The 9136-nt window shown below is 40.2% G+C and carries 6 protein-coding genes and 2 pseudogenes; 4 read left to right on the top strand and 4 right to left on the bottom strand.

Going from position 1 to position 9136, the window contains the following annotated elements:
* The 4 genes and pseudogenes from AAC037_RS12270 to AAC037_RS12255 all read right to left on the bottom strand — a co-directional run.
* Positions 1-408, bottom strand: a pseudogene (locus AAC037_RS12270) (hypothetical protein); the annotation flags it as partial.
* An 83-nt stretch (positions 409-491) separates the two neighbouring features.
* Positions 492-1564, bottom strand: a pseudogene (gene ribA, locus AAC037_RS12265) (GTP cyclohydrolase II).
* 78 nt (positions 1565-1642) lie between these two features.
* On the bottom strand, positions 1643-3169 hold the full coding sequence (dnaG, locus tag AAC037_RS12260) for a DNA primase (protein ID WP_339903273.1): 1527 nt from the start codon (positions 3167-3169) through the stop codon (positions 1643-1645).
* Positions 3170-3212: 43 nt separating this feature from the next.
* Positions 3213-3512: a CHC2 zinc finger domain-containing protein gene (locus AAC037_RS12255; RefSeq protein WP_339903272.1), complete on the bottom strand. Its 300-nt coding sequence runs from the start codon at positions 3510-3512 to the stop codon at positions 3213-3215.
* 396 nt (positions 3513-3908) lie between these two features.
* Between AAC037_RS12255 and AAC037_RS12250 the strand changes: the two genes are divergently transcribed.
* The 4 genes from AAC037_RS12250 (at position 3909) to AAC037_RS12235 (ending at position 9123) form a co-directional block, all read left to right on the top strand.
* Entirely contained in the window at positions 3909-5006 is a 1098-nt protein-coding gene (locus AAC037_RS12250; protein WP_339903271.1) for an Mrp/NBP35 family ATP-binding protein, read from the top strand.
* 5 nt (positions 5007-5011) lie between these two features.
* Positions 5012-5260 carry a NifU family protein gene (locus AAC037_RS12245; protein WP_014021472.1) on the top strand — a complete coding sequence of 83 codons (249 nt, stop codon included), beginning with the start codon at positions 5012-5014 and terminating at the stop codon, positions 5258-5260.
* 15 nt (positions 5261-5275) lie between these two features.
* Positions 5276-8296, top strand: coding sequence for a choice-of-anchor J domain-containing protein (locus tag AAC037_RS12240; RefSeq protein WP_339903270.1), 3021 nt, complete (start codon positions 5276-5278; stop codon positions 8294-8296).
* Positions 8297-8445: 149 nt separating this feature from the next.
* Entirely contained in the window at positions 8446-9123 is a 678-nt protein-coding gene (locus AAC037_RS12235) for a PASTA domain-containing protein (RefSeq protein WP_339903269.1), read from the top strand.
* Positions 9124-9136 lie beyond the last annotated feature (13 nt).

The following is a 9136-nucleotide window of genomic DNA, read 5'->3' as shown; positions in this document are numbered from 1 at the left end:
CATGTACATTCCTCTCATGCCATAGGAGTTATAACCTCGATTGTCTGTGGTAATAAACTCCCTACATAGCAGGGTAATTTCTTCTCCCTCAGTTAGCACCTCAAAGAATATTGGGGTTTTATAATCTGAATTTAATGCATAGGGCAGACTATAGAAAGTTCTGATTCCACCATATACTTCGTCAAAAATTTCGAAATAGGTGATAGAGGCAGAGCTAAAGGTTTCCACAGTATTGGTTTGTACCAATACAACATTTGCATCCAAATCATATTTTACCTTTCCTTCAAACATTTGCCCGGAGGTCAGGAAGACTTTTCCCGGATGCCAAACCTGGGAAGGGAATTCCTGCGCCATGGAAACACCGGTGATAAGAAACAAGCACAAAATTAAATTTATGGATCTTTTCATGACAGATTCTATTTTGATTCTACACTAATAACGAAAAAAAATCATTTTGTGTTGAATGACCTATGAAATAATATCACCAAAAACTATTTTTTCAGAATCTGATGCCCCATTTTATCTCTCTTGGTCATCAGGTATTTTTCATTATGTGGATTGGAATTAATCTCTAGAGGCACCGTATCCACAATTTCCAAACCATAACCTGAAAGGCCCACTCTTTTGGTTGGATTGTTGGTAATCAATTGGATTTTGCATACGCCTAAATCCCTAAGAATTTGAGCCCCTACACCATAATCCCGCTTGTCCATTGGGAAACCAAGTGCCAAATTTGCTTGCACGGTATCCATTCCTTCTTCTTGCAATTTATAGGCTTTTAACTTATTGATTAAACCGATGCCTCGTCCTTCCTGATTCATGTAAAGTACCAAACCTTTGCCGTTTTCTTCTACCATCTTCATGGCTTCATGCAACTGTGGTCCGCAGTCACAGCGGCAAGAGCCAAAGATATCTCCTGTAATACAAGAAGAATGAACCCTTACCATCACCGTATCGCCCTCTTTCCATTCACCTTTGATTAAGGCCATATGGGTTTCATTGGTATTGGTTTGTTTGTAAGCAATCAATTTGAAATTGCCAAATTCGGTAGGCATTTCCACGCCTATCTCTCGCTTTATCAGGCTATCATTCTTCAGTCGATAAGCAATTAGGTCTTTTATGGATATCAGTTTTAAATCAAATTTTTTGGCCACATGCACCAAGTCAGAAAGACGGGCCATGGTGCCATCCTCATTCATGATTTCTACCAGTACCCCGGCAGGTTGTAAGCCGGCGAGACGGGCCAGATCAATGGCTGCTTCTGTATGCCCTGATCTTCTCAATCTACAGATACAGTAAAAGGGGTTTCGAAAGCTGCAGTATTGGTACCAACCATTGACTCCAACCCTAGCTCTTCACATCGGTCTTCTACCAAAGGAGCACAAATTAACCCACGACCATGAGTGGCCATAAAATTGATGATTTCCGGGGTAACTTTTTCTGCTGCACAAATAAAATCCCCTTCATTTTCGCGGTCATCGTCATCTACCACAATAATGATTTCACCGTTTTTTATTGCTGCAATCGCGTCTTCTATTGGATCAAGATAAACTGTATCTTTCATTTTATTCTTTAAAGTATTTAATATGTAATCACAAAATTACGATTATTTATTTACTAACCCTTTTTACAAAATATTAGTTTAATTCCTGGAAGGGATTACATTACCTAATTCACGATCTATTTTGGATTTTAACTGCGTAAGTTCCATATGCATGGTCAATAATTCCTCTAATTCCTCTTCTTTCCCTAACTTGATTTTTTCCTCAAGCTCATCACGCATCCTTTTTAAATAGGCACTTTTAAGCTTTAATGAGGTTTTATAGGTGGTTTCCGGAAGATCATCGGCTTCCCTTCTGGAAAAAATTTGATGCTTTGATTCCCAGTTTTGAGAAATTTCTCTGGTTGGGGCCACCATGTTTATCACTTCAGTCTTCAATTGAGGGTTTTGAATTTTTAAGAAATAATCGAATTTGGGTATGGTGCCTTCCCTCAAAGCATTTTTATAATGGTTGAGCAATTCTTGGTAAATGGGTGTACCAAAGTTCAGGTCTTTTATTTCCTCCAGCAGGTATTCACACACATGCATTTCCTCAGAAACCATCTCAAAACCATAGTTGATTAGAATCCTTACAAGTTCGCGCTCTTCCTTTATGGTTCTTGGTCCTGTTTTCTTCGTTTCTTCCGCCGGTGTGCCGGGAAGTAGCTGCTCAATAGGGCTGGATTCAGGCGCTTTCTGGAATTTTGATGGGCTTTTCTTTTGTTGATTTTTTAGTAATTGGCGATTGAGTTCTGTGAGTAAGATGTCCTCTTCCATACCCAGGAGCCTGGCCGATTCTTTTGCGTATACGGAACGAATAATCGGATCCGGAACCTTGGAAATACTTAATACTACCTGCCGAATGGCTTCTGCTTTTTTTATGGGATCATCTGCCGCCCCTTTGGTGAACAGGTCAATTTTAAAATGAATAAAATCTTTTTCTTCGGCTTCAAGAAACTTTTGGAAACCCTCTTTTCCGGCTTTTCGGGAAAAACTATCCGGATCTTCATTGGGGGGGAAGACCACCGCCTTCACGTTCAGTCCACCTTCCAACAACATGTCTATACCCCTCAAAGAAGCATTGATACCGGCATCATCTCCATCATACAATACAGTGACCTGATCAGAAAATCGCTTGATTAACTTTATTTGATTCTCAGTAAGTGAGGTGCCTGAAGAAGCAACCACATTTTCCACACCAGCCAAGTGCATGGAGATTACATCGGTATAGCCTTCTACGAGGTAGCAGTTTTCCTTTTGGCGAATGGCTTGTTTGGCCTGATAGATTCCATAGAGTACATCACTCTTATGGTAAATGGCCGTTTCAGGAGAGTTGATGTATTTGGGTTGCTTTTTGTCCTGAGTCATTATCCTCGCTCCAAAAGCAATGGCCTTTCCGCTCAGGTTATGAATAGGGAACATCACTCGCCCTCGAAACCTGTCATAATAATTGCCGGGCTTGTTCTCACGTTCGAGGATCAGCCCTGCCTTCAGGAGATTGGTCTCCTCAAAGCCCGAGGTTTTGGCTTTATTCAATAAATGATCCCAACCATCTAGTGAATAGCCCAGTTCAAATTTCTCTATGGTGGCGATATCAAACCCACGTTCTTTTAAATAACTAAGACCAATGGATTTTCCTTCCCCGGATTGAAGGTTTTCATGAAAAAAATCTTTAGCAAAATTCCTCTATTTCAATGCCATACTTTGTGGCCAGATGCTTGATCGCTTCCGGAAAGCCCACCCCTTCAATGTCCATGATAAACTGTATAGGGTCGCCGGCTTTACCACAACCAAAGCATTTGTAAATTTGTTTGGCAGGGGAAACGGAAAAAGAAGGGGACTTTTCCTGGTGAAAAGGACAACAAGCCCAAAGGTTTTGTCCCTTTCTTTTCAGGGTGACATAGTCATTGACCACTTCTTCAATGTCTACCCGCTCTCTTACCTTGTCCGTTGTTTGATTAGATATGGCCATAGTTTTTTATCGAAGTGTAAAGATAAGCTTTATGAACGAGAATTCTTTGGACAGTACTCCTTCAAAATTAGAAACTATTTTGGCCTTTTAATAGTTGAGAAGTTAAGTGAATTTCGCTACAAAGGGTTAAAAGATCTTAAAACTAACACAATACAGGCACTTGCTGAAACGCCAACCTTTGGCTTGATACAAAAGCTGGCTATCTTCAAGACAAATTGTACTTTAAATAATAAAGGCATATTGTGACGGTGAAAAATTTCTCTGAAGTGATAACGGTAAAGGCAAGATCTTTTAAAATTAAAGTAAGTTTAGCAAGGACAAATCCCGCCATAAAGCATGAAAATATTTTATTAACGGAGGATTAGCTATAAATTGCATAAAAATCAAAAATCAGGAATGAATATTTCTAAGGAAAAAGTTTTACAGGCCCTATCTACAGTGGAGGACCCTGATCTAAAAAAAGATTTGGTGACCCTCGGTATGATTCAGGATTTGGAAATTATTAGTGACCAAAAGATTTCTTTTAAGGTGGTGCTCACCACCCCGGCTTGTCCCTTAAAGGAGTTGATCAGGATGAACTGTGAAGAGGCATTAAAAAAAGCACTTGGCGAGGATGTAAAGGCAGATATCTTGATGACTTCAAATGTAACTACAGTCAGAAATGATGCACCCTTATTGCCAAATGTTAAAAATATCATTGCCATCGCCTCAGGCAAAGGCGGGGTAGGGAAAAGTACTTGTTCCTCTAATCTAGCCGTTGCCTTGGCCAAATCAGGGGCCAAAGTAGGTTTGATAGATGCAGATATTTTTGGTCCCTCTGTTCCTACAATGTTTAATGTAGAAGGGGAGCAACCTGCCATCAAAAAAGTGAATGGCAAAAACATTATCATTCCCATAGAGCAGTATGGTGTAAAATTGATGTCCATAGGTTTTTTGACTCCTGCAGAAAATGCAGTTGTTTGGAGAGGTCCGATGGCAAGTTCTGCTTTGAAGCAGTTTATTGGAGATGTGGAATGGGGAGAATTGGATTACCTGCTGATTGATCTGCCTCCGGGAACTTCAGATATCCACCTTACTATGGTTCAAACCTTACCCGTTACCGGTGCTGTAATTGTTACCACACCCCAGAAAGTGGCCTTGGCGGATGCTACCAAAGCGTTAACAATGTTTAAGCAAGCCCAGATCAATGTGCCTATATTGGGAGTTGTAGAAAATATGGCTTACTTTACACCTGCCGAACTACCTGACAATAAGTACTATATATTTGGACAAGGAGGCGGACGCAAACTTTCTGAAAAATATGACGTTACCTATTTGGGGGAAATTCCTTTGGTTCAAGGCATCAGAGAAAGTGGAGACAGTGGTTATCCGGCAGTGTTGAAGGAGGGAGTAATGGCAGAAGCTTTCGGCAACTTTGCAGAAGGTGTAGCAAGACAAGTAGCCATCAGAAATGCTGCTGCAAGTAAAACAGAAGTAGTACAGGTTAAAGTTTAAAGACAATGTTGGATCAATACAAAGATCAAATTGAAAAGGCGCTGGATACGATCAGGCCCTATTTAGAAGCAGATGGTGGAAATGTGAAGATCGTAGACCTTTCCGAAGATATGGTGCTTCAGTTGGAACTTACAGGGGCTTGTAGTTCTTGTCCCATGTCTACCATGACGCTTAAGGCCGGTGTAGAAGAAGCGATAAAAAAGGCAATACCTGAAATCATTAGGGTTGAAGCCGTAAATATTGAAGTAGCCTGACTTATTATTTAAAATATGATTAAATATTATAATGCACTGATATTATGTTTAGTATCAGTGCAATTCTTTTTTATAGGGGGTGGAAATATTGCTTTAGGTCAAAATGAAGCAATTACCGACAGTGAAGGCCGATCATTGGAACAATGCGCCACCGTTTTTTTTGAAGAAAAGCAAGCACAGTCTCTGGGCTATTTTGGCTCCAAAGCTTATTTTGAAGGATGGGTAGCGGCCAAAGGAGAGCAATTAAGGTTGGAAAGTGAGGGGAACCGCACACTTGCCGATGAAATTAGACAGCTACCCGTGGTTATTCATGTGATCCATCATGGAGAAGCGATTGGTGTAGGGGCAAATATCTCTGATGCACAAATTTTAGATCAGATAAGAATATTGAATGAGGATTTTCAAATGCAAAATTCTGATTTCACTACCAATACCCCAACGGAATTTTTAGATGTTGCCTCAAGTGCAGGGATTGAATTTGTTTTGGCCAAACAAGATCCCCAAGGCATGCCGTCTAATGGGATCAATAGGGTGGAAGGACCAAAAGATACTTATGGATTAAATGATGCGGCTTTGGTAGGTCAACTTGCCTCTTGGGCACCTGAAGAATACATTAATATTTGGGTAATGCCGCTGACCCCACCCACAATAGGCTTTGCCAGTTTCCCTATTTCCAACGAATTGGAAGGTTTAAGCAACCCTACTGTGACCAGAGAGACCGATGGGGTTGCCATTGATTATAATTATTTCGGAAGCATTGACAATGTTTCTCAAAACTCCAAAGGAAGGACCGCCACTCATGAAATGGGACATTTTTTAGGCCTCAGGCATACCTGGGGTGATGGAGGTTGTGAAGTTGACGATTATGTGGCTGATACTCCACTGCAAAGCCAATCTAACAATACTTGTATTGTTACTCCTAGATTTACTTGTGATTCCAGAGATATGGTGGAAAATTTCATGGATTATACACCGGATCGATGCATGAGCCTCTTTACTGTAGGACAGGTGGAGCGCATGGATGTAATATTGACCTATAGCCCCAGGAGAGCCTCTTTACTCAGTAGCAGGGCACTATCAGACCCACAAATTTATAGTTATGATATTGAACTTACTGAGATCATTTCACCGTCGAATTATCGCTGTAGCAATACCATTACTCCTGTCATCGAAGTAGTAAATGCAGGACAGGAAACGGTCACCAAAATTAAGGCTAGTATTCAGCTAAATGGGGCAGCGCAAGAAACGAAAAATTTTGAAGTAAACATTGCCTTGGGAGAATCTGCACAACTTGCCTTTGATGAAATTTTCTTAAGTGGCAGCAGCAATACATTTGGAGCAGAGATTTTATTGGTGAATGATGCCGAAGATGAAGACCAGTCAAATAATTTTCAAAGTATTACTACCAATTTGCCGGCCACGGCAGTTCTGCCTTATTCCTACCCCGGACACCGTGTGATTTCCGGTTGGGAATACATCAACGAGGACCAATCCTATACCTGGTCGCCAATTGATCTTCCGATCGACGGCAGCTCCAGCGAGGTGTTCCTGCTCAATGGTTTCGATTACAATGGTCAAGGTGAATTGGATTATTTGATTAGTCCGGTTTTTGACCTGTCCGGTTTACAAAATCCACAGCTGTCATTTGATTTGGCCTATTCACCTTTTTCAAATAGCGCCTACAGTGAGTCGCTTATTGTTGCTGTTTCCACTGATTGTGGCAATACATTTAATCTATTGACAGCTCCTTATAACAAGTCAGGCAATATTCTTGGAACAGTCGGTGTTTCCTCCAATGAATTTGTACCAAGTACTGAGGAACAGTTTAGAAAAGAATTGGTCAACCTCAGTGCCTATGCCGGAGAAAGTGATGTGCGCCTTGCTTTTGTGTCAATCAATGGGTATGGAAATAATATTTTCATTAAAAACATTAACCTGAGCACTGAGGAAAACTTAATTTACCAAGTGGAGATAGATGCTGTGGAAGAACCTTTGCCAGTAGTAAATGGAGCACAGGTATCGGATATATTGACCTTGTCCAATAATGGGAACCTATCCGTGTCCAGTTTTTATCTAAATAAAGGTGCAGGAGATTCCAATTTGATAGAAGGTGTCAGCCTTTCACCGGGATCCTCCATCTCCGTGGAATTGGACAATTCCTTTGATCCTGGTTTAAATCAGGTAACCTATGAGGTTTCAATGCCTAATTTTGACCAGAACGACGACTCCGGAGACCAAATGACCAGGTATTTTATTCAGAATGAGGTAAGTATATTAGCTCCTTGGCGTCAAAATTTTGATTCCGGCCAACTTGATGACTGGCTAAGCATCAATCCTGAAAATAATTTGCCTTCATGGCAAGTGTCTTCTATATCAGGAGAAAATCAAGCTGTATTGTCCGGAATGGAATCCAACAATGCCTATTGGTTGGTTTCACCTGAATTCTCACTTGATGGAACAAGTAGGGCCGGTTTAATATTTGATTATGGAGGAGATGGTTTTTCCACAGAGGGTATTTCCGGTTTTTCAATTTTGGTGAGCACAGATGGAGGTCAAACGGGACAAAAGGTGTGGGAGGTGACAGGTGAAGCGCTCAATAAGGAAATAGGTTCCAATGGATCGGATGAAGCAAGCCAACACAGCTTTGTCAACTTGAATGACTTTGCGGGGGAAGAAAAAGTTAGGATATATTTTAAAGTACAAAATGAAGAAGATTCTGAAGGAGTACTACAGGTAGACAATATTTCATTGTACTTGTCCGATAATCCTGACCCTGTAGTACCTGAAATAAACCAGAGCTTGATTTACCCAAATCCCGCTCAGGATGTATTCAATATTACCTTTAACCTACAGGATTATGAAGACATAACCATTCAATTCTTCAGTACATCCGGGCAGAAAGCTTACGATATTACCTTTCCCAATACATTGAATCAAACGTATAGTTTTGGGAAGGAACATTTGAGTAGCGGTTTGTTTATCGTAAAAATCATGGGAGAAGATTTTCTTCTGACAAAAAGATTGGTTTTACAATGATGATAATGAAATAGGAAGGGATAGTTCTTTTAGAAAAATTTGAGCTGTAATTTATAAGATTTAAATTATAGCATTAATTTGCATAAGTATTCAAATGAAAAAAAGGTGACATCCTAAAAAGTTGGATCAAATCTTGCATTAGACAAATTATGAGTGATTTTAAAGTAGGTATTAAGAAAATAGGTATTCACCTGTTGATCATATTAGCCATTACCTTTGGGCTATTGTTTACCTTTTTCCAAATTTATTTACCGAGTTATACCCATCATGGGGAATCGGTTACTGTTCCGGATTTAGAGGGCTTTCATTATGATGAAGTTCAAGGATATTTAGAAGGAAGGAACCTTATTATGGAGGTTACTTTAGACAGTGGGTTTGTAGCTGAAGCTGAGCCTCTAGTGGTATTAAAGCAAAACCCAAAGCCGGGGGCAAAAGTAAAACAAGAGCGTAAAATATATGTTACCCTGAATGCAAAAAATGCACCTTTGATCAAGATGCCTAACTTGGTCAATACACCGCTGAAAAATGCCCAAGAAATAATAGCTAACTTTGGTTTGGTGAGGGGAGATATTGTATATGTTCCGGATATTGGCCACAATGCGGTATTAAAACAAAAATACAGGGGCAGAGAAATTAAGGAAGGTTTGGAGATTCCCAAAGGCTCCAAAATTGATTTAGTGGTAGGTGATGGCCTGGGCAATCAGGTATTGACCATGCCAAATATTATAGGAATGGATGATCTTGAAGCTGAGTTTTTAATATTAGGCTCTGGTCTTACCATGGGGGAAATCAATTATGTGGAAACAGTATGCAGATTTAACAACTAGTGAAAAAACTAGT

Source organism: uncultured Cyclobacterium sp. (assembly GCF_963976465.1).
GTDB lineage: Bacteria > Bacteroidota > Bacteroidia > Cytophagales > Cyclobacteriaceae > Cyclobacterium.
The sequence above is the reverse complement of the archived record's forward strand: the minus strand, read 5'-3'. Positions and strand labels throughout refer to the sequence as shown.